Raw genomic sequence first — 19016 nt, forward strand, 5'->3', positions numbered from 1 at the left:
CGTCAAAACCGTGAACGGTCACGGTCCCGAATCAGCGGCGCGGCTCCAGACCCTCAATCAGGCCGTCGCGGCCCGTCCCGCGAGCGCCGTGGCGGAACACAATCTGGCCGCCGCCCTCGGGGACATGGGGGACGCCGAAGGAGCTCTGGCGGCCGTCCGGCGGGCCTTCGCCAAGGGCGGCGACGCGCCGGAGACCTGGCTGGTGTTCGCCCGCGCCCTGATATCGTCGAGCCGGCTCACGGAGGCCGAGGAAGCCCTGCGTCAGACCCTGTCGCGTCGCCCGGACTATGCCGACGCCTTGCGGGACCAGGCCCAGCTCATCTGGATGCGGAGCGGTGACGCCGGGGCGGCCCTGGCGGCCATCGACGCCCGGCTCCGATCGGCGCCGACCGCTCAGCTCGCCGGCCTGCGCGCAGGGATCATGCGGGACATAATCGGCGACGAGGCGGCCTATCGCTGGCTGGAACCGTGGTTGAACGGGGCCCACCCCGCCTTCCTCGACGCCACCGCCTCGGCCGCCGCCTCGGGCTTCGATCCGGCGCTGGCCCTGAAGCACGCCGAGGCTGCAGCGGCCGCCGCGCCCGGCGATGCGGAGGCCCGGGTGACGCGGCTGGCGGCCCTGATGGCCTGCGGCCGATCCGTCGAGGCCCTGCCGGGACTGGAGGCGCATCTGGCGACCGCGCCCGACGATCAGTACGCCCAGGCCCTGCGCTACACCGCGTGGCGGGTCGTGGGCGACGCGCGGGCCCTGTCCGCCGGGGACTATCGCAGCCTGACCGCTGCGTTCGACCTGGCCGCGCCCGCCGGCGAGGATCGCGAGACCTGGCTGGCCGATGCGGCGGCGGGCCTGCGCGCCCTCCATCCGTTTCGGGCCCAGCCCCTGGGCCAGTCGATCCGGTCCGGGGTCCAGGCGGCGCTCGATCCGCGCTTCGCGGGCGTTCCGGCCATCGATGCGATCTTCAGCGCCCTGGCCGACCCCATCCACCGCTTCACCGCCTCCATGGCCGGCCGGGACGACCCGATGAGTCGCCGCGCAGGGCGAGGCTTCGAGATCATCGGCGCCTGGTCCGTGCGGCTCAGGGCCGGCGGTCGCCACAGCGACCATATCCATCCCAACGGCTGGGTCTCCTCGGCCCTCTATGTCGAGACGCCGGAGCCTTCGCCGGATCAGCCGAAGGCCGGGTGGCTGAGGTTCGGCGCCTGTCGCCTGGGCGTGGGCCTTGAGCTTCCGCCGGAGCACTGGATCGAACCGAAACCCGGCCGCGTCGCCCTGTTCCCGTCCTGGATGTGGCACGGCACCGAGCCGTTCACCGGCGCCGGCGAGCGCCTGACCGTCGCCTTCGATGTGCAGCCGCAGTGAGGCAGTAGGCAGTAGGCAGTGCGGTGGCTCTGCTCACGGACTGCGCGCACAGGGCGATTGCGGGTCCGGAAGGCAGGCATCTCTACTGCCTACTGCCTACTGCCTCCTCAGATCGGCATCCGCATGATCTCCTGGTACGCCGAGATCACCTGGTCGCGCACCGCGATGACAGTCTGCAGCGAGGCCTCGGCGCTGGAGATCGAGGTGACCACGTCGATCATCGAGCCCTGCCCCTGAACCGCCTGGGTCATGTTGGTCTCGGCGGCCCGCGTCTGCTGGGTCATGTCCCCCATGACGTTGGACAGCAGTTGCGAGAAGTCCGGACCGCCGCCGGTCGCGGCGCCGGCCGTCGCTCCGCCGGTTCCTTGCGCCTGGGCGTAGGCGCGGGTCGCCATCAACGGATTCACCGACATCGATCAGGACTCTTTTCTGGTGGACCATGATCTGATCCGAAAACCGCTCACACTTTTCGGGATCATGGTCAGCGTTTGAGGATGTCGAGGGTGCGGCTTTCCATCGACCGCGCTGTCTCGATGACGTTCAGGTTGGCTTCATAGGCCCGCTGCGCCTCGCGCATGTCCATGGCCTCGATCAGAGTGTCCACATTGGGCCGCAGGACGTAGCCGTCGCCGTCGGCGGCGGGGTGTGTCGGATCGTATTCGCGGCGGAAATCGCTCTCGTCCGGCCGGACCTCGGCGAGCGAAACCCCCGTCGCCCCGTCGACCTGGCGGGCCTCGAAGACCGGGATCTGGCGGCGATAGGGATTGCCCCCGGCCGTCGTGGCGGTCGATTCTGCGTTGGCGATGTTCTCGGCGATGATCCGCATGCGCGACTGCTGCGCGGTCAGGGCGGAGGCGGCGACGGCCATGGCGCTGTTGCGCGGCGTGCCGTTGCGGCCGTTGATCGGGTCAGTCATGCGGCGCGTCCCTCAAGGCTCATCGACCCGGGACCTTGGCCGCGAGACCGATCATGGCCATCGACTTTGTGTAGAGGCCGATCGCCGCGTCATAAGCCATGCGGCTCTCGGCCATCTTCAGCATCTGCTCCTCGACCACCACCGCATTGCCGTCGAGCGTGGTTTCGGAATCGGGTGAAGCCTCCGAGGTGAAGCGCGCCACGGGCGTATTGACCGACATGTGACCGGCCGAGGTCTGGACCATGCGCAGCCCGCCCCCCTCCCGCATCGCGGCGGCGAAGTCCGTCGGGGCCTTCAGATCGCGACCGACGTAGCCCGGCGTATCGGAGTTGGCGACGTTCTGGGCGATCAGACGCTGGCGCTCGTCAAGCCAGGTCATTCGGCCCTTGATCTGGCTCAGAAGGGGGATGTCTGCGACGCCCATCGGGATCGTCCTCGTTCCAGCTTTCTACGACCCGATTCACGGCCTTGGCGCAGGAGCCTCGGCCGATCGGGATCGCTGTGGGCAGAAAATGCCGCCTTCATGGTTAACGAGGGCTTATCTAAACGCGACGTTAACCACGTTGGTTAAAGTTCGCGGGGTTCTCCGGGGCCCTTCAGAATGAACTTCCTCGATCTCGCCCGCGCCATCTTCGGCCTGGCCTTCACCCTAGGCCTGATCGGCCTCGCCGCCTGGGCCGCGCGTCGCTATGCGCCCCAGCTGATGGCAAGGCTCAACGCCGAGCGGGGCGAGCGACGGCTGAAGGTCGTCGAGACCCTCGTCCTCGACCCCGCCCGCCGCCTCGTCCTGGTCCAGATCGACGATGAGGAGCGACTGCTCCTGCTCGGCGAAGGGCGCGAGCTCATCGAACCGCGGGGCGTCGAGAAATGAGCCGGGCCGTCGCCGTCCGTCCCCGAAGGGCAAGGCAGAAATGGTTCGCGGTCCCGACCCGCGCGGAGTTCCTCAACGCGCTCAAACTTTCCGCGATCACCACCCTGCTCTGTCTGATATGGCCGCTCGCTGCCTTCGCCCAGGACGTGGCGGCGGCAGGGGGCGCGGGTTCCGCGATCAATGTCGACCTCGGCACCGGGGCCGGCCTGACCGAACGGGTCGTCCAGCTGGTCGGCCTCATGACCGTCCTGTCGCTCGCGCCGTCGATCGTCATCATGACCACCAGTTTCGTGCGCATCATCGTGGTCCTGTCGCTGTTACGGACCGCCCTGGGCATGCAGCAGTCGCCGCCGAACGCGGTTCTGGTGTCCCTCGCCCTGTTCCTGAGCGCCATCGTCATGGCCCCGACCTGGCAGGACGCCTATGATTCGGGCATCCGTCCCCTGATGGATCAGCAGATGGAACTGCCCCAGGCGTTCGATCTGGCGGCGGAACCTGTGAAGACTTTCATGCTCGCCCAGGTGGACCAGGGAGACCTCGCCCTGTTCACCCGGCTCAGCCGTCTGGAGGCCCCCACGACGGCTGCCGAACTCCCCCTCCGGGTCATCGTGCCAAGCTTCATGATCTCGGAGTTGAAGAAGGCCTTCGAAATCGGATTTCTTCTTTTCGTTCCGTTCCTTGTGATCGATCTGGTGGTCGCCAGCGTGCTCATGTCGATGGGTATGATGATGTTGCCGCCGGTGGTGATTTCCCTGCCGTTCAAGCTGATCTTCTTCGTCCTCGTCGACGGCTGGAGACTGGTCGCGGGAAGCCTCGTCGAGAGCTTCCGACAGGCGTCGGGCGCGGGCTAGGTTCCCACCCTCAAAGGCTTTGAGAGCCATTGGCGCTTGCCAAGTCGCCCAAAAGGCGTGTTGATCCCCCCGTCGTCGCTCCGGGAATCGGAGCGAGCTTTTCGGGAAACGTACCCATGACCACCCAAGCTGAACTCATCGCCGCCGTCGCCAAGGACGCTGGTGTCTCGCAGGCCGACGCCGGCCGCGTGCTGGAAGCCATCGTCAAGAACATCCATTCGTCGCTGACCGGCGGCGGCGATGTCCGCATCTCCAACCTGGGCGTTTTCGACACCGCCGCCCGCGCCGCCCGCGAAGGCCGTAACCCCGCGACGGGCGCGACCATCAAGATCGCCGCCTCCAAGGCCGTGCGCTTCCGCGTGTCGAAGCCGCTCAAGGATGCGGTCAACAAGTAAGACTGACGGGTTCTAGCCTGCTGCGGGAGCCGCGGCGGCCGGAGCACTCGGACGGGCGGGCGTCGCGGCAGCGCGATTCCCGCCCGTTCTTTCTCTGAGCTGGGTCTTCATCTGGTTGACCCAGCCGGTGAAGGTGTCGGCGCCGGCGGTCAGGCCGGTGAAGTCCTGGGCGTTCGCCGCCCCTTCCATTCCATCCAGACCGTCCAGGGCGATCCGCAGCGCCGCCCCGGACCGGGCACGATCCTTGAACGGCTCATAGTTGCGCGACAGCCGCGAAAGCGCGCCGACGTCCCGCGCCAGCGAATAGCCGACGCCTGCCCGGATCACCCGGCTCTCCTCGTCCGGCGTCAGAGGCGCGGCCGTATTCGTATGGCGATCGCCCAGACGAGCCTCGTAAAGAGCCGCCGCGCCGGCCCAGTTCTCCTGTTTCCAGAAGATGTCGGCCCGGACCTGTTGCGCCTCGGGGCTGCGATCGGTGTCGAGCGTTTCCAGGGCGTGGTCGTAACGGCCCAGATCCATCAGGGCCCGGGCCTCCAGCGCCCGGCGCTCCGCGTTCAGGGCGGTCGGCAGCAGGGTCGAGCGCGACGACCAGAGGGCCTGCAGCGCCGGCTCCGGCTGGCGATCCATCAGCAGGACCGTCGCCAGGGTCGTCGCAACCTGGGCCTTGGCCACGCCCTCGAGCCGGTTGTCGACCTGGTATTTCAGCAGCTCGGCGGCCTGGTCAAGCAGGTCGACATCGACCAGACGCCGCGCCAGTCGGCGCACCATCTCGTCCCCGTCTGCGCCGACGGGCGTCAGGTCGCGGAAATCATAGAAGAGGGCGAGGGCCTGGACCGGCTGCAGGCCGTCGGCCGCGCCGTCGAGGAAGAGGGCGCGGAAGGCGTTCGACAGATCGGTCTGCAGCTCGACCGCCCCCGGCAGTTGAGCCAGCCTCCGGCCCGCGCCGCGCAGGGAATCGAGCGCCTCGCGATAGCGACCCTGCGAAAGATAGAGGCCGCCCAGAGTGCGGATCACCGACAGTTCGGTCGCGTCGCCGCGCCAGCGCCACTTCAGCTGCTCCAGCTGGGCGGCGGCGGCGGTCGGCGTCATCGTGCCCTTGGCCAGTTCGATCCGGATCACGCCCAGCTTGGCCGGGGTCGCGATCCCGTCCAGCGGCGCGCGGGCAATGGCCTTGTAGACCGCCAGGGCGCGGTCGGTGGCGCCCTCTAGCTCGAACAGCCTTGCCTGCACCAGACGGGCCATCAGCTGATCCGCGGCGGGCGCGTCCTGGGACAGGCTGTAGGCCAGAAGGGCCTTCGACGCGTTCAGGTCGCCGGTCTCCAGCGCCGCCATGGCGTGGGCCGCGCCGAATCGGGCGCGCCAGAGCGGCGGGAAGTCGTCGATCGCCGTGGCTCCGCCCGCGAAGGCTTGGCGCGCATCTTCCCACTGGCCCTGCTCCGCCGCCAGCCAGCCCTGCCAGACCTTGGTCGAGGGATCCCCGGCAAGCGCCCCGGACGAGAAATCAAGCGTCGCCTCTTCCAGCCGGCCGATCGAGGCGCGCGCGGCGCCGCGCAGGCCGCGCAGCTCCGGCTCGCCCTGCAGCGACGGCGTCTGGGCGAACATGGCGTTGACCACGCCGATGGCTTCGAAGCCGAGGCCGGATCCGACCAGGAAGCGAACCAGCGCCAGCCGGGCCTCGATCGGCGCGCGCGGATTGTCGGACGCCGCGATGGCCTCAAGCGCCGCAGCGTCCTGCAGCTTGCGATAGCGGGGGGAGAATCCCTCCTCGCCGGCGTCGGCCCACTCGTCCAGGATCAGGGCGGGGAAGTCGGCCTTCTGCGGCGCATGGTCCTCAGGCGGCGCTGTCGCCTCCAGCGCCATCGACGGTGGCGACAACATCAGGCCGCCGGGCCGTGTCAGGGTGACCAGGTCACCGTCGGCCTTGATCGACAGGTCGTCGGTCGGGGTCTCGACGGCCAGTCCCTGGGCGGTCGGCAAAAGGGTCAGGTCGACGGTGCGACGCTCGTCGGCGAACCCCTTGCCGGGCGCCAGGGCCGTGACGGCCGCGAACCGGTCGCCGACCATCGGATCGGTCAGCCAGACGGTCTTGGTCGCCCCGGCCATATGCGCGACCAGACTGGCCTCGGTCGTGTCGTCGCGATCGATCTCGACGCTCTGCGGTGCCGCTGTCGGGCCTCCGATGACGACCCTCCAGGTCGCGCCCTCTCCGACCGCCGAGACTGCGAGGCCTTCCGGGGCCGGGATGCGGACGGCGGTATAGTCGGGTCCGACCGCCCAGCGCGCCGCTCCGGCCGGACCGAGATCGCCCGCCTTCGACATGTCCATCCGGGCGGCGGCGTCGAAAACGACCCAGACCGCATCACCGCGGCGGAAGACGGCCGCACCCACCGGCGCTCCCCAGGCGAAGGACAGGCTGACCTGTTCTGCGGTCTTCGTCGCCACGACGGGCACCGCGCCGCTCGCCGGCACGGCGGCGCCGACGGGCGCGGCGGGCGCGGCACCGGCGGCGTAGAGGTTCAGCCACACCGCGCCGTCGTCGGTCCCGGAGCGGGCGTCCGCCCCCTCGGCCAGGGTGATGACCAGTTCGGTGGCGTCGAGCGTCGCGCGGGTTTCGACCTTCTCGACGCCCGGGGGCGGATCGACCTTCAGCCGGCTGACGTCAGGGGCTGCGGTCGAACCGATCCGCACGACGACGGTCTGGCCTTCGCGACGCACACGCGAGCGCGATCCGACGATTCCCGCGAACTCGACCCGGGTGAAGCCGTCATTGGCGCCGACGCGGATGGTGATGGGATCCAGGGCGGCTGCGGCCTCCTGGGCGAAGGCCGGGACGACGGCCCCGGCGATCGGGGCGAGCGCGATCGTCCCCGCGGCGCCGAGGGCCGCCGTGGTTCTTCCGATCGCGGTGCTGGTGCGCGCGCCTGCCATTCGCGCGCACACTCGCGCGATCGCCCTTTAGGCGCGGTTAACGGGGTATGACCGAACGTCCACTTGCGGCGTTGTGTCAAAGCGCCGACCTGAACGGCGTCAGGAGCCGCCATGTCCCCGCCCGAAGTCCCCGCCTATCCCCGCCTGTCGACCCTTTCGACCGGTCTGCGCTGCCGTTGCCCGCGCTGCGGCGAGGGTCCGCTGCTCAAGGGCTATCTGACCATCCGCCCGGCCTGCCCTGCCTGCGGCCTGGACTATTCGTTCGCCGAGCCGGCGGACGGCCCGGCCTTCTTCGCCATGTCCGCGATCGGCGTGCTCGGCATGATGGCCTTCATGGCTTTCGAGTTCACGCTCCACCCGCCCATCTGGGTCCATTTCGCCTTCACCTTCCCCCTGATCGCGGCGGCCTGCCTGCTGGTCCTGCGGCCGTTCAAGGGCTGGCTGGTCTCGGAACAGTACATCCACAAGGCCGCCCCGCCCGAATGGGAGAGCATCGGCGGCCACGGCGAAGGGTCGAAGTGGCGATAGCGGGCTGAAGGGATGGCGACCCCGGAGGGACTCGAACCCCCGACCTCTGCTTTAGGAAAGCCTTGCTCTATCCGGCTGAGCTACGGGGCCACGCGGGCCGTCCCTAGCGGGTTGCGCCCCGCTCCGTAAAGCCGTCGGGTAACGAGCGCCTTGTGCCCGTGAAATCTGTTTGTGGTTAATCGGTCTTAAGATACAATATCTTGGGGTGAACAAACCCCGAATCTGGCCGTGTCGCTGATTCGGTCATGATTCGTTTCGCGCCTGTTCCACCGGATCGGTGACAGCCGTTAAGCGCCGCCCTGCCCCGGGCGCCGACCCCCGCGTTGACGACTTAGTTTCGATATGAAACGGTCTTCTCCTCCCGGGAGATCCGCATGTCGTCCACCCCGTCCTGTCTGATCGTCGGCGCCGGAGACGGGGTCGGAGCGGCCATCGCGCGCGCCTTTGCGAAAGAAGGTCTGGCCGTCTGCATCACCCGCCGTCCGCGCCATCTGGAACAGCTCGAGGCGCTGGCCGCCTCCATCCGCGCCGGGGGCGGTCAGGCCCACGCCTTCGGCGTCGACGCGCGCAACGAGGCCGGGATGATCGCCCTGGTCGACCGGATCGAGGCCGAGATCGGCCCGCTCGAGGTCGTCGTCTTCAACATCGGCGCGAATGTCCGCTTCCCGGTCGTCGAGACCACCGCCCAGGTCTATTCCAAGGTCTGGGAGATGGCGGCACTGGCCGGCTTCTTCACGGGACGCGAGGCGGCCCGCGTCATGGGGCCGCGCGGCAAGGGCTCGATCCTGTTCACCGGCGCCACCGCCTCGACCCGGGGCGGGGCGGGCTTTTCCGCCTTCGCCGGGGCCAAGGCGGCGCTGCGGCAACTGGCCCAGAGCCTGGCCCGCGAGATGGGGCCGCGGGGCATTCACGTCGCCCATGTCGTGGTCGACGGCATGATCGACGGGACCTTCGCCCGCTCCATCGCCCCCGACATCCAGGCCCTGCTGGACGAGGACACGATCCTCAAGCCCGACGAAATCGCCAAAAACTATGTCTGGCTGCACAATCAGCAACGCAGCGCCTGGACGTTCGAACTCGACCTCCGCCCATGGAAGGAAACCTGGTGACCCCAACCATCGACTTCATCTTCGATTTCGCCAGCCTGAACGCCTATCTGGCCGAACGCGCCCTGCCGGAACTGGTCGGGCGCACGGGCGCGACGGTCAACGTCATCCCCTGCCTTCTGGGCGGGATATTCAAGGCCACCGGCAACCAGGCGCCGTTCAGCGCCTATGCGGGGATCAAGGGCAAGCTCGACTACGAAATGCTGGAGATCCGCCGCTTCGTCGCGGCCCACGGGATCACCGCTTTCCAGATGAACCCCCACTTCCCGGTCAACAGCCTGCTGGCCATGCGGGGCCTTTGCGCCTGTGCGCCCGGCGACGAGTTCGACCGCTATCTCGACGCCGTCCTCGCTGGCTTCTGGGAGCGCGGCCTGCCGATGGGGGACCCGTCCGTGCTCGCCTCGGTCCTGACCGAGGCCGGCCTCGACGCCGAGCGGCTGATCGCCCTGGCCCAGACCGATGCGGTCAAGGCGAAGCTGGCCGACAACACCGCTGCAGCCGTCGAACGCGGTGCCTTCGGAGCCCCGACCTTCTTCGTCGGCGACGAGATGTTCTTCGGCAAGGAACGGCTGGGTCAGATCGAGTTGCTGCTGACCTGATCCTCTCCCCTACGGGAGAGGGAGGCCGCTCAGAAGAGCGCCCCCCACCTCGAGCGTCCGCACCCGGTCGACCTGTGGCCAGGCTTCAGGCGACGCCCTGTGTCTTGCGGGCGGCAGGGAGCCATACAGGGCTGGACGCGCAGGCCGATTCAACCTTCAGGGTCTTCAAACCGCCTGGAGAGCCGCCGGAAGCCTAGACCGGTGCGCAGGCCGTCATCCCTTCGCGAGACCTAGAGTTTCGCGCCCCTGGCCTGACATGTGACTCAATCGGACAGTGGTGCAAGACGTCCGCTCAACATCATGGACAGTCGGACACTGTCGCTCTCAAATGAGTGTTGCGAGGCGAGTTAACCTCGAGGTCTGAAGACGACGTGGATCGTTGCCTGTTCCGGGACCCGATATTCAGCCAAGGTTTGATCGTTATCGAGATTCCTGCCCATGTAGATCAGAACCATCTGATCGGCTGGCACGTTGATCTGGTTTTCGATCATCTGTTTGACAGCAAAGACCGTCATGGCTGAGTCGGGGTACACTTTCAGCGTCCGTCCGTCGATCGTCTTCACGGTGATGTCGAGGGCGAGGGCAGGTGATGCGATGGCGACGGTCGCAACGGCCACCGCAAGGGCGAGCGATCGGGCTTTCAGGGACTGGAACATGAGGAATCTCCAACAGGTGTTGGAGGCCGCATATCAGATTCCTTTGGTCTGTCGATGTATGGTGAAGCTTCAGGGAAGGTCGGGCTGTTCGCGGCACAGTCCCGCTTGAGGAAAGCGTCCAGAGTCGCCACCTTGGCCAGACCATGAGTGACCGCGCCACCGGCCAGGCTCCCTCCCGCGTCGTCGCGGTGCTGGGGCCCACCAATACCGGCAAGACCCATTTGGCGGTCGAGCGGATGCTGGGCCACGCCTCGGGCATGATCGGCCTGCCGCTGCGGCTGCTGGCGCGCGAGATCTATGAGCGGATTGTCCGGATGCGCGGTGCCAATGCCGTCGCCCTGATCACCGGCGAGGAAAAGATCATCCCGCCCCGGCCGCACTACTGGGTCTGTACGGTGGAGGCCATGCCGCTGGAGCGCGAGGTCGAGTTCCTCGCCATCGACGAGATCCAGCTGGCCGCCGATCCGGAGCGCGGTCACGTCTTCACCCAACGTCTGCTGCACGCCCGCGGCCGGTTCGAGACCATGTTCCTCGGCGCCGCGACCATGGCGCCCCTGATGCGGCGGCTGATCCCCGATCTGGAGATCGTGACCCGCGAGCGTCTGTCGCAACTGACCTATGCGGGATCGAAGAAGCTGACCCGCCTGCCGCGCCGCAGCGCCATCGTCGCCTTCTCGACCGAGCAGGTCTACGCCATCGCCGAGTTGATCCGACGCCAGCGCGGCGGGGCGGCCGTGGTCATGGGCTCGCTCTCGCCCCGCACCCGCAACGCCCAGGTCGGTCTGTTCCAGTCGGGCGAAGTCGACTTCCTCGTCGCCACTGACGCCATCGGCATGGGGCTGAACATGGACGTCGACCATGTGGCCTTCGCCGGGATGCGAAAGTTCGACGGCCGCCGTACCCGCTGGCTGCACGCCCACGAGATCGCCCAGATCGCGGGCCGGGCCGGTCGCCACATCCGCGACGGCACCTTCGGGGTCACGGGCGAGGCGGACGAGCTGGACGAGGACCTGGTCGAACAGGTGGTCGAACACCGGTTCGACCCGATCCAGGCCATCGAGTGGCGCAACGCCCGGCTCGACTTCGACACCCTGCCCGACCTGCTGCGGTCGCTGGTCCAGACCCCGAACGTTCCCGGCCTGAAGCTGACCGGACAGGCGCTGGACGAGACCCTGCTGCGCCGCGCCCTGCAGGATGACGAGGTCAAGCGCATCGGCCGCTCGCGCGGGACCATCATGCGGCTGTGGGAAGCCTGCCAGCTGCCCGACTTCCAGAAGACCACGATCGAGGAACATGCCCGCCTGTCGCGCGACGTCTTCCACGCCCTGACCGGAAAGCGCGGGCGGCTGACCGACGACTGGTTCGCCCCCCGCTTCGCCGAGGTCGACCGCGACGACGGCCAGATCGACCAGCTCTCGGCCCGGCTCGCGGGGGTCCGCACCCTGTCCTACATCGCCAACCGCCCCGACTGGCTGGAGGGGAACAAGGGCTGGCGCGAGCGGGCGCGCGCGCTCGAGGACCGGCTCTCCGACATTCTGCACGAACGGCTCACCGCCCGCTTCGTGGATCGCAAGACCACCGCCCTGATGCGCTCGTTGCACGACCGTCAGGACACGATGGCCGAGGTCGCCGACGACGGGGTCGTCACTGTGGACGGTGAGGCCGTCGGCCATCTCGAGGGCGTCGGGTTCGCCGTCGCCTCCGGCGGATCGGCCCTGGCCGACCGCACCCTGAAGACCGCCGCCCTGCGCGCCGTCGGGCCGGAGATCGCGCGTCGCCTCGGCAAACTGGCCGGCGACGGCGACGACGCCTTCTCGGTCACGCCGGACGGCGACGTCCTGTGGTCCGGAGCACTGGCGGCGAAGATCGCCGGCGCCGATCCCTTCAGTCCCCGCGTCCGCCTGATCGGCGACCTCGGCCCCCAGGCTGCCCGCGACCGCGCCCAGCGCCGCATCGAGGCCTGGCTGGCGTCCGAGGCCGGCCGCGCTCTGCGCGACCTCCGGCGTCTCAAACAGGCGGTCGAGTCGGGCGGCCTGAAGGGCCTCCCGCGCGGCATCGCTTTCCGCCTGCTGGAGGCCGGGGGCGTCATCGACCGCCGTGACGTAGAACGGGACCTCGCCGCCCTCAGCCAGGTTGAGCGCCGCACGATCAAGACCTTCGCCATCCGGGTCGGGACCCATTCCGTCTGGCTGCCCGGCGCGCTCAAGCCGCGCGGCCGCCTCCTGTCCCAGGCCTTCGTCGCCGCCGAACCCTTCCGCGCCGGGCCCGGGGGTCTGACCCTCCTGCCCTTTCCCGCGCCGTCGCCCCGCGCCCTCTCCGCCTTCGGCGTCCGCGCCGCCGGTCGCTGGGCTGTCCCGGTCGAGGACCTCGAACGCGCCTCGGACCTCCGTCGCGAGAACAAGGGCATTCTGTCCGATGAGGGCCTGAAATCCCTCGGCTGGACCGCGGGCGACGCCAAGGCCATCTGGACCGCCCTCAAGACCGTCCGGGCCCGGATGCCCGACCGCGAGGGCAAACCGATCATCGTCCGACCGGATTCTCCCTTCGCCAAACTGGCCGAGCTGACGGCTCCCGCCCCGCCCCCGCGCCGTAAACGGCCGAGGCGGAAGACGGCCGCGTCTTGATCTCGCGTGATGAATGCCGGGTTTGCGGTGCTGGCCTGCCGATTGGCGGTGTCTGCGGTTCAAGGCCCGTAATTTTTGCGGTTTCCGGTTTCCGCAATGATGGCATTCGACCCGGATTGTCTGGGTCGGCAATTACGGCCTTTCGCCGCCCATGAGCGACGACAGCGTCCGCGTCGATATCTGGCTTTGGCGCGCGCGGTTCGTGAAGACCCGGGGCCTCGCCGCCGATCTGGTCGAGCGCGGCGCGGTGCGGCTGACCCATCACGGAAAACAGGTCCGCCTCGACAAGCCGAGCCGCTGCGTCCACCCGGGCGACGAACTGACCTTTGCCCAGAACGGCCGGGTCACGTCCCTGCGGATCGAGGCGCTGGGCGAACGGCGCGGACCTCCGGCGGAGGCCCGCGCCCTCTATGTCTCGCTCAACGGGGACCCGCTCGCCTCAAGCAGCGAGCCGCCGTGCGGCGAGCGGTAGGCGCCTTCAGGGTTGCTTGACGAACTCGCCCTCGATGTGGAGTTCGACCTCGTCACCGAGGGCCGGCAGGTAGGTGGTGATGCCGAATTCCGAGCGTTTGATCGTGGTCTCGCCGTCGAACCCGACCTTGTAGACGCCACCCATTGACGGACCGGCCTGGTTGAACTGGACCTCCAGCGTCACCGGACGGGTGACGCCGTGCAGGGTCAGGTTGCCCGTGACGTCGGCCTCCGTGGCGTCGTCAGCGTCCACCACGATCGAGGTGGCGACGAAGCTGGCCGTCGGGAATTGGGCGACGTCGAAGAAGTCCGGCGTCTGCAGGTGCGCCTTCAGGGCGTCATCGGCCGGATCGACGTCGGCCAGCGGAACGCTCGCGTTCAGGGTCGAGGCCGAAGGGTTGGCCGGGTCGAGGGTGAGGTCGGCGGAGACGTTGGTGAACTGGCCCCGATAGGTCGAGAAGCCCAGGTGATTGATCGCCCAGGTGATCTTGCCGTGCGACGGATCCAGCTTGTAGGTCCCGGCCTGAACCTCGGCAGGGATCCTGGTCGCGGCGGTCTGGGCGGTGACGACCCCGCCGACGAGGCTGAGCACCAGGGCTCCGGCGACGGCGGTACGGGCGAGCAGGCGGCGGTTCAGCATGGAAGACTCCGGGAGAGAGGAAGACGAGAGCGAAACTGCAATCGAGACTGATGCAAATAAGACGTGCCGTCGCATACACAAGCGCGTAACGCGGTTCGAGGTTCACTCCGGTTGACACCGGACCCCGCCGGGGTCATGTCCCGAGCCCTCTCCCGCCCCTCCCAGATGCCGATCTTTTCCCGCCCATGACCTACATCGTCACCGATGCCTGCGTGAAATGTAAGTTCATGGACTGCGTCGAGGTCTGCCCCGTCGACTGCTTCTACGAGGGCGAGAACTTCCTGGTCATCGCGCCCGATGAATGCATCGACTGTGGCGTCTGTGAACCCGAATGCCCGGTCGACGCCATCGTGCCCGACACCGAGGATGAGCCGGACGGCAAATGGCTTCAGGTCAATGCGGAGTACGCAAAGTCCTGGCCCAACATCACGGTCAAGGGAACGCCCCCGGCGGACCGCGAGCAGTACGAACGCGAGACCGGCAAGTTCGAGAAGTATTTCTCGCCCAACCCCGGCAAGGGCTCCTAACCCGTTCGCCAACGCCGCCAGGGCGTCAGCGGGCGATAGCGCGGGGTCTCGGTGGGACCGTCGCGTTCGATCTGGAGAAGTTCACGCCGGTGCAGGTGTGCCACCGCGATCTGAACCGTCCGGCGCGACAGACCGGTCCGGACCGCCAGATCGACATAGCTCAGCGCGACCCGCTCGCCATCGCCGGCGCTCCAGATCGCCAGGAACACCAGATAGGCGGCCGGAGTCCGATCATGCCCGGCAAGGTCCGCCATCAGACTGTCGAGCACATAGCGATCGAGGTTCACTGTAGTCATCATAGCCATAGCAATAACCACACCGGTGGACACTGGCGAGGCCTGCTGGCTACCACCTGCTGAGGAGAGGCCGTCATGATCACCCATCTGAAGTTTGCATCCGTTCCGACACGGGACCAGGACGCCGCCGTCGCCTTCTGGGTGGACAGGGTCGGCTTCCGGGTCCTGACTGACCAGCCCATGGGCCCCGGCAAGCGCTGGATCGAACTGGGCGTCGGCAATGCCGAGACCCGAATCGTGCTGTTCACACCGGAGGGGCACGAAGACCGCATCGGCACCTTCTTCAACGGCTCTTTCAACTGCGACGACGTGGACCACACCTACAGACGCATGGTGAGCAAGGGGGTCGTCTTCGAAGGTCCGCCCGAGAAGCAGCCCTGGGGGACCTTCGCCAAATTCAGGGACCCCGACGGCAACACCTTCGTTCTGTCCGGCCGCTGACTCTGCAGCCGCATTCCGTCGCGACCTGAACGGTGGCGTCGTGCACTGCTTGTGAAGCAATGAGTCGGACGTTTTGAAATTGCCTCGTTTTGTGATATGTTCCTTCATATTGGGTCGGGCGGCATGCGTTTAGGCACGCCGCCCGCGTTTGCGACAGAACCTCGTCCATGAAGACGGGGTCGGCCAGAGGTTGGGTGATCCGTTTCCACGACTGACGACCTTGTTTTTTGATCGGCGACCCCCGTCGCCGGTCTTCGAGCAATTGTCTGTCGCGCCTTCGATGACCTGTCCCCTGCGTCCGGGAAAGGAATGACATGACCACCAAGAGCGTTCTGGAATTCAAGGTTGGCGACGCGGTCGTCTATCCGGCGCATGGCGTCGGCAAGGTCGCTGCGGTCGAGACCCAGGAAGTCGCGGGCATGTCGCTGGAGGTCTATGTCGTGACCTTCGACCACGAGAAGATGACCCTGCGCGTCCCGACCAAAAAGGCCAAGACGGCCGGCCTGCGCTCCCTGGCGGCCGACGACGTCGTGACCAAGGCCCTGACGACGCTGAAGGGCCGCGCCCGCATCAAGCGCACCATGTGGAGCCGCCGCGCCCAGGAATACGAAGCCAAGATCAACTCGGGCGACCTGGTCTCGATCGCCGAGGTGGTCCGCGACCTCCACCGCGCCGATTCGCAGCCGGAACAGTCCTATTCGGAGCGTCAGCTCTATGAATCGGCCCTCGACCGGATGGCGCGCGAAGTCGCCGCCGCCAACCGCATCGACAAGGACGCCGCCGTCCAGCTGCTGTCGAAGTCGCTGAGCGCCAAGAAGGCCGTCATCGCCGCCGCCGAAGCCGCCGAAGCCGAAGAAGAGGCAGAAGCCGCATAATCTTTCGTGGATCGACGAATGCAAAAGGCCCGGTGGAAACACCGGGCCTTTTTCTTGTTCAGAAATACTCGGCCCCGGCCGGGCAGACCGCCGCCACCCGCCGTGCGGTGATCGAGGCCGGCAGATAGGGCGTACCGCGCGCCAGCTGCGCGCCGCCGGTGAAGCGGAAGCTTTCCTGCTGGTAGGACCCGCCGAGGCGCACGTTCACGCGACGACCGCGTGGGTCGGTGCAGGTTCCTTCGAACCGCGCCGTTCCGCCTCCGACCACACGGGTCGGATAGACGCACTGCCAGCGACGCGTCGACAGACCGCCGAAGAAGCGGTTGATCTCCGACGGACGGACGCATTTCGTTTCGGTCGAGCGAATGCCGACGGCGCTGGTCGTATACTCCCAGTAGCCCGGCAGGACCTCGGTCACTGCCGCCTGGGCATGCGGGGCGGAAGACGGCGCAGCCAGCAGGATCGCCCCGGCCAGAGCGGGCGTGGCGACGGCGACGGTGCGCATAAGGAAGGAAGGCAGGGTCATCGTGGATCTCATCCTCGGGACAGTCCCGTTAGCTTAAGCATTGAAACGCGGCGATTGAACGACGCATGAACGCCAGAAGGCCAGGACCAGTTTCCCGGCGCCGATCTGGCCCCGAAACCCTTGACGGCGCAGGATCTGTTCCTCTATACGGCCCCCTCTCGCGCGGGGGTCCACCTCGCGCGCATTTGTTTCATGCGTCTTCCACGGTTCGGAACGGCGCCACCTCAAGGATCAAACGATGTCGCGTCGTTGCGAACTCACCGGTGTCGGGCCGATGGTCGGCCACTCGGTCAGCCACTCGAACATCAAGACCAAGCGTCGCTTCCTGCCGTCGCTGAAGAAGGTCAAGCTGGCGTCGGAAGCCCTGGGCCAGTCCTATTCGCTGCGCATCTCGAACGCTGCGCTGCGCACCCTCGACTTCAAGGGCGGCCTGGACCCCTTCATCGTCAAGGCCAAGGACGAGCAGCTGTCGGTTACGGCCCAGCGCATCAAGCGTCAGATCAAGGCCAAGCTGGCTGAACAAGCCGCCGCCTGAGTCCTGACGAACTGCGTATTCTGAACGAGGCCGGTGGAAACACCGGCCTTTTTCTTTGCCTGTTGCCCCGCATCACCCGTTCGGTAGGCTGGCCCCGAAGTCACCGGGGTCTGTCATGATCAAGTTCGCCTGCGCGGCATCCGCGCTCGTCCTCCTCGCGGCCCTGCCGGCCATGGCCCAGGACGCCCCGGCCCGTCAGCCGACGGCCTTCACCCTGGAGACCGACAACCCTCGCTCGCCCGAACAGGAGGCCGTCCGCTTCGACAAGGCCGATGTCTCCATAAAGGTTCTGCCGGAAACGAAGTCGATCGAGGGGACGACCGTTCTGACCTTCACCGTCCTGTCGCCGATCCAGCGCCTGGCCGTCGAACTGGACACCCTCTTCACGATCTCCGAAATCCGGCTGGACGGCGAGGTCGTTCCCGCCGACCGCTGGTCCAACCCCGAGGGTCGCGTCACGGTCGAGGTTCCGGCGGGTCTGGCGGCGGGCTCCACCCCGACCCTGACCATCACCTATGCCGGCGTTCCCCGGGTCGCTCCTCGCGCGCCCTGGAATGGTGGCTGGGTCTGGGCGACCGCTCCGACCGGCGAGCCCTGGATCGGCACGGCGGTCCAGCTCAACGGCTGCGACCTGGTCTGGCCCTGCATCGACAATTCCAACGCCGAGCCGGGCCAGCTGGACATGCACGTCACAACGCCCGGGAATGTCTCGGCCCCGGGACCGGGCGTGTTCAAGGGCATGACCGAGAACGCCGACGGCACCAAGACCTGGAGCTGGAGCATCGTCCACCCGAACATCTATGCCGGGATGATCAATGTCGGCCCCTATGAAGAGGTCACCGCGCCGTATCAGAGCCGGTTCGGCAACACGATCCCGATGCACTACTGGCATCTGCGCTCTGACGACCCCGCCAAGGTCCAGCGGCTGTTCGCCGAGTTCGCGCCCATGCTCGATTTCTTCGAATCGACCATCGGCCCCTATCCGTTCGGGGACTCCAAGATGGGGGTGGTCGAGACGCCCTACCTCGGCATGGAGCACCAGACGATCAACGCCTACGGCAATGGCTACAAGATAGAGACGCGGGGTTACGACACCCTGCTGCAGCACGAGTTCTCGCACGAATGGTTCGCCAACCAGCTGACCAACCGCAACGCTGACGACATGTGGCTGCACGAGGGACTGGGCAGCTATATGCAGCCGCTCTACGCCCGCTACCTGCACGGCGAACGGTTCATGCAGTCGGAGCTGCAGCGCCAGCGTGAGGGTCTGGTCAATGCCTTCCCGGTCGTCTCTCAGACCAACCGCACGGTCAATCAGGTCTATGGCGGCTCTGAAGGCCCCGGCGGCGACATCTATTCCAAGGGCTCGCTGATCGCTCACACCCTGCGGATGACGATCGGCGACGAGGACTTCTATGAAGTCATCCGCCGTCTGGTCTACGGACGTCCCGACCCGCGTCCCGGCAACTTCGTCCCCCAGACCTCCTCGACGCATGAGATGAACGCCATCGTCAATCAGGTGACCGGCCGGAACTACGACTGGTTCTTCCAGACCTATCTGTACGAGGCCGGCCTGCCGGTCCTGTCTCAGGTCCGCGAGGGCGATCAGTTGACCCTGACATGGACCACCGACGGCGGCGGCGACTTCCCCATGCCGGTCGAGGTCGAGGTCGACGGCGCGCTCCAGACCGTGCCTCTCCCCGACGGAAGCGCGACGATCACGGTGCCGGTCGGAGCGACCGTCCTGATCGATCCGCACAACAAGCTGCTGCGTCAGCTCGATGTCGTCGACGACTGGCAGGCCTACAACCGTGCGGAACGCGAGCGGGCCGCCGCCGAACGCCTCGCCCGCTCCGCCAGCTGAGATCCCC

At 67.5% G+C, this 19016-nt stretch carries 22 protein-coding genes and 1 tRNA gene; 14 read left to right on the plus strand and 9 right to left on the minus strand.

Annotated features, from left to right (window positions below):
* The first annotated feature begins 10 nt into the window (after nt 1–10).
* Nucleotides 11–1360 carry a 2OG-Fe(II) oxygenase family protein gene (locus Q0044_RS11460; protein WP_298162333.1) on the plus strand — a complete coding sequence of 450 codons (1350 nt, stop codon included), beginning with the start codon at nt 11–13 and terminating at the stop codon, nt 1358–1360.
* Nucleotides 1361–1467: 107 nt separating this feature from the next.
* On the opposite strand, the gene fliE is transcribed toward Q0044_RS11460, so the two are convergent.
* The 3 genes from fliE to Q0044_RS11475 all read right to left on the minus strand — a co-directional run bounded on the left by fliE (nt 1468) and on the right by Q0044_RS11475 (nt 2700).
* Complete coding sequence (gene fliE, locus Q0044_RS11465) at nt 1468–1767, minus strand: flagellar hook-basal body complex protein FliE (protein ID WP_298162413.1); 300 nt, start codon at nt 1765–1767, stop codon at nt 1468–1470.
* Nucleotides 1768–1841: 74 nt separating this feature from the next.
* Nucleotides 1842–2276 carry a flagellar basal body rod protein FlgC gene (flgC, locus tag Q0044_RS11470; protein WP_298162335.1) on the minus strand — a complete coding sequence of 145 codons (435 nt, stop codon included), beginning with the start codon at nt 2274–2276 and terminating at the stop codon, nt 1842–1844.
* 19 nt (nt 2277–2295) lie between these two features.
* On the minus strand, nt 2296–2700 hold the full coding sequence (locus Q0044_RS11475; RefSeq protein ID WP_298162337.1) for a flagellar biosynthesis protein FlgB: 405 nt from the start codon (nt 2698–2700) through the stop codon (nt 2296–2298).
* Between the two features lie 177 nt (nt 2701–2877).
* Between Q0044_RS11475 and Q0044_RS11480 the strand changes: the two genes are divergently transcribed.
* The 3 genes from Q0044_RS11480 to Q0044_RS11490 all read left to right on the plus strand — a co-directional run bounded on the left by Q0044_RS11480 (nt 2878) and on the right by Q0044_RS11490 (nt 4393).
* Nucleotides 2878–3147: a flagellar biosynthetic protein FliO gene (locus tag Q0044_RS11480; RefSeq protein WP_298162339.1), complete on the plus strand. Its 270-nt coding sequence runs from the start codon at nt 2878–2880 to the stop codon at nt 3145–3147.
* Nucleotides 3144–3998 (plus strand): flagellar type III secretion system pore protein FliP, encoded by an 855-nt coding sequence (gene fliP, locus Q0044_RS11485; protein ID WP_298162340.1) that lies wholly within the window; start codon nt 3144–3146, stop codon nt 3996–3998. Before Q0044_RS11480 ends, fliP begins: the two co-directional genes overlap by 4 nt.
* A 116-nt stretch (nt 3999–4114) precedes the next feature.
* The gene (locus Q0044_RS11490) at nt 4115–4393 is read left to right on the plus strand and encodes an HU family DNA-binding protein (protein WP_298162342.1); all 279 of its coding nucleotides are present in this window, start codon (nt 4115–4117) and stop codon (nt 4391–4393) included.
* A 12-nt stretch (nt 4394–4405) separates the two neighbouring features.
* On the opposite strand, the gene Q0044_RS11495 is transcribed toward Q0044_RS11490, so the two are convergent.
* Complete coding sequence (locus tag Q0044_RS11495) at nt 4406–7321, minus strand: tetratricopeptide repeat protein (protein ID WP_298162343.1); 2916 nt, start codon at nt 7319–7321, stop codon at nt 4406–4408.
* Nucleotides 7322–7432: 111 nt separating this feature from the next.
* Between Q0044_RS11495 and Q0044_RS11500 the strand changes: the two genes are divergently transcribed.
* Complete coding sequence (locus Q0044_RS11500) at nt 7433–7849, plus strand: DUF983 domain-containing protein (RefSeq protein ID WP_298162345.1); 417 nt, start codon at nt 7433–7435, stop codon at nt 7847–7849.
* Nucleotides 7850–7862: 13 nt separating this feature from the next.
* Here the strand turns inward: Q0044_RS11500 and Q0044_RS11505 are convergent.
* A tRNA-Arg gene (locus Q0044_RS11505) sits at nt 7863–7939 on the minus strand.
* Nucleotides 7940–8223: 284 nt separating this feature from the next.
* Between Q0044_RS11505 and Q0044_RS11510 the strand changes: the two genes are divergently transcribed.
* Nucleotides 8224–8958 carry an SDR family NAD(P)-dependent oxidoreductase gene (locus tag Q0044_RS11510; RefSeq protein WP_298162346.1) on the plus strand — a complete coding sequence of 245 codons (735 nt, stop codon included), beginning with the start codon at nt 8224–8226 and terminating at the stop codon, nt 8956–8958.
* Nucleotides 8955–9554 carry a 2-hydroxychromene-2-carboxylate isomerase gene (locus tag Q0044_RS11515; RefSeq protein ID WP_298162348.1) on the plus strand — a complete coding sequence of 200 codons (600 nt, stop codon included), beginning with the start codon at nt 8955–8957 and terminating at the stop codon, nt 9552–9554. The genes Q0044_RS11510 and Q0044_RS11515 overlap by 4 nt, the downstream gene beginning before the upstream one ends.
* Nucleotides 9555–9901: 347 nt before the next feature.
* On the opposite strand, the gene Q0044_RS11520 is transcribed toward Q0044_RS11515, so the two are convergent.
* Nucleotides 9902–10210: a ubiquitin-like domain-containing protein gene (locus Q0044_RS11520; protein ID WP_298162349.1), complete on the minus strand. Its 309-nt coding sequence runs from the start codon at nt 10208–10210 to the stop codon at nt 9902–9904.
* A 143-nt stretch (nt 10211–10353) separates the two neighbouring features.
* Here Q0044_RS11520 and Q0044_RS11525 point away from each other — a divergent pair, with 143 nt between their 5' ends.
* A complete protein-coding gene (locus tag Q0044_RS11525; protein ID WP_298162352.1) occupies nt 10354–12834 on the plus strand; it encodes a helicase-related protein in 2481 nt (826 codons plus the stop codon).
* 151 nt (nt 12835–12985) lie between these two features.
* Complete coding sequence (locus Q0044_RS11530) at nt 12986–13306, plus strand: RNA-binding S4 domain-containing protein (protein ID WP_298162353.1); 321 nt, start codon at nt 12986–12988, stop codon at nt 13304–13306.
* Between the two features lie 6 nt (nt 13307–13312).
* Here Q0044_RS11530 and Q0044_RS11535 read toward each other — a convergent pair whose 3' ends face one another.
* A complete protein-coding gene (locus Q0044_RS11535; RefSeq protein WP_298162355.1) occupies nt 13313–13945 on the minus strand; it encodes a YceI family protein in 633 nt (210 codons plus the stop codon).
* A 185-nt stretch (nt 13946–14130) separates the two neighbouring features.
* Here Q0044_RS11535 and fdxA point away from each other — a divergent pair, with 185 nt between their 5' ends.
* Nucleotides 14131–14472, plus strand: a complete 342-nt coding sequence (gene fdxA, locus Q0044_RS11540) for a ferredoxin FdxA (protein ID WP_298162357.1) — start codon at nt 14131–14133, stop codon at nt 14470–14472.
* Here the strand turns inward: fdxA and Q0044_RS11545 are convergent.
* Nucleotides 14469–14777, minus strand: coding sequence for a helix-turn-helix domain-containing protein (locus Q0044_RS11545; protein ID WP_298162360.1), 309 nt, complete (start codon nt 14775–14777; stop codon nt 14469–14471). The two genes, fdxA and Q0044_RS11545, sit on opposite strands and share 4 nt — an antisense overlap.
* A 66-nt stretch (nt 14778–14843) precedes the next feature.
* Between Q0044_RS11545 and Q0044_RS11550 the strand changes: the two genes are divergently transcribed.
* Together Q0044_RS11550 and Q0044_RS11555 are read left to right on the plus strand one after the other, a co-directional pair.
* Nucleotides 14844–15209 (plus strand): VOC family protein, encoded by a 366-nt coding sequence (locus tag Q0044_RS11550; protein WP_298162361.1) that lies wholly within the window; start codon nt 14844–14846, stop codon nt 15207–15209.
* Between the two features lie 314 nt (nt 15210–15523).
* Nucleotides 15524–16084, plus strand: coding sequence for a CarD family transcriptional regulator (locus tag Q0044_RS11555; RefSeq protein WP_298162362.1), 561 nt, complete (start codon nt 15524–15526; stop codon nt 16082–16084).
* A 58-nt stretch (nt 16085–16142) separates the two neighbouring features.
* Here the strand turns inward: Q0044_RS11555 and Q0044_RS11560 are convergent, their stop codons facing one another.
* Nucleotides 16143–16610, minus strand: coding sequence for a DUF3617 domain-containing protein (locus tag Q0044_RS11560; protein WP_298162363.1), 468 nt, complete (start codon nt 16608–16610; stop codon nt 16143–16145).
* A 238-nt stretch (nt 16611–16848) separates the two neighbouring features.
* Between Q0044_RS11560 and rpmB the strand changes: the two genes are divergently transcribed.
* Nucleotides 16849–17145, plus strand: coding sequence for a 50S ribosomal protein L28 (gene rpmB / locus Q0044_RS11565; protein ID WP_298162364.1), 297 nt, complete (start codon nt 16849–16851; stop codon nt 17143–17145).
* 115 nt (nt 17146–17260) lie between these two features.
* Nucleotides 17261–19009, plus strand: a complete 1749-nt coding sequence (locus Q0044_RS11570; RefSeq protein WP_298162365.1) for a M1 family metallopeptidase — start codon at nt 17261–17263, stop codon at nt 19007–19009.
* Nucleotides 19010–19016: the final 7 nt, after the last annotated feature.

This window comes from Brevundimonas sp. (genome assembly GCF_027484365.1).
In the GTDB taxonomy this organism is placed as follows: Bacteria; Pseudomonadota; Alphaproteobacteria; order Caulobacterales; family Caulobacteraceae; genus Brevundimonas.